General features: G+C 44.5%; 1 protein-coding gene. It reads right to left on the bottom strand.

Annotation, left to right across the window (positions count from 1 at the left end; translation table 11 throughout):
• Nucleotides 1-59 precede the first annotated feature (59 nt).
• The coding region (locus IQ226_RS24730) for an IS66 family transposase (RefSeq protein ID WP_193899775.1) at nucleotides 60-1,383 on the bottom strand (1,324 nt) is incomplete at its 5' end.

Genomic DNA, 1,383 nt, shown 5'->3' with positions numbered 1-1,383 from the left:
GTAACCGTTCAGGGGGTACAAAGAAAACGAAAAACAACCCCCAAAATCCAGCAATAAAATTAAGCAGCTTTCAACAAGTCAGAATCATCAGAATCAGCAGTAACTTGTGGAAGCAAAGAAGGCACAGTGGTAGAACCACGAGCAGCAAGAACAGCCTGCGTCATAAACTCCAAAACATTACGCTGTTGGGACTTGAGGCTTGTTACCACAGTTAACATCCGAGCCACAAAAACACTACCAGCCTGAGTTTGAGAGCCAAAACTAGTCCGCCGCCAAATTACAGCAGGACGAATAGCTCGTTCTGCGGCATTATTAGTGGGTTCAACACCAACAGTTGTCACAAATAGCCACATCGCCGACTCAACCTTGAGTAATTGACGACAAGTGCGTACTGTTTTTGCTAGGGGTGTTTTTTCCCGTGATGTAATTTCGTAGTTATCAGCTTCGAGTAAAGTTGCTTTGATGGATGCACGAATCTCAACCACCATCTCAGTAAACTCACTCCGACTTAAAGTACCATCTCTAACTCGATGCCAAAGTTCAAACAACTTCTCCTGCTGTTTGACCAGTGCAGTTCCCAATTCTGCCGATACTCCAGTTCGTTCCGAGATTTTGATAAATTCCCGTCGCAGATGCGCCCAACATAATTGCCGACGTTCCCAGCTGACCCAGTTGTAAGCACCATGACGGTCGGAGTTCAAAATGCCCCTGAAGTTTTCACCCAATAAATTCTTTGCCCCTTGGGTGCAACGAGTCAGAGCAATTTCAAAAAATGTTACCAGAGGTGTGACTGCAACCCATAGCCAAGCTTTTCTCTGTTCAGGATTAAACCCGTCAATGTTTCCTTGATTAAAGCTGGTTTCATCTGCTCCAACAACTTGGGCATTTTGGATATATTCTTTGGCTTCATCTACACAACTTGCCACTGCGTTACTTGCTTCTAGTCTGAGTTTGTTGACTGTTGCCAACGATATTGAAATTCCAAACACTTCTGCCATCGCACTTTGTACCATTCTGTGACTGTGGCGATAGACTCCACTTAGCAGTGCCACTAGAGCTACAACTCTGACTCCGTAACCACTTGGATTCACGTCTTCTGGTAATGTCCCACGGGTCTTTGTGCCACATCCTTTACAGGTCAATTGATGTAGACGATGCTCTATCACTATGGGACTGATGGGTGGAATTTCTACTATCTGGTGACGATAGGGGTTTGTATCAACTCCCGTCAGGGTAGCTCCACAATTTACACATTCTTCGGGATGATGTTCTATGACTTCCCTACATTCTTCGATTGGGTATAAGTCTCGGCTATTTCCTTTATGACCTGCTTGACCCCCTCTTTTTTTGCTGCTTTTTTGTTTTACAGGCTTTTTTCCAAAT

This window comes from Dolichospermum sp. LEGE 00240, from assembly GCF_015207875.1.
In the GTDB taxonomy this organism is placed as follows: Bacteria; Cyanobacteriota; Cyanobacteriia; order Cyanobacteriales; family Nostocaceae; genus Dolichospermum; species Dolichospermum gracile.
The sequence above is the reverse complement of the archived record's forward strand: the minus strand, read 5'-3'. Positions and strand labels throughout refer to the sequence as shown.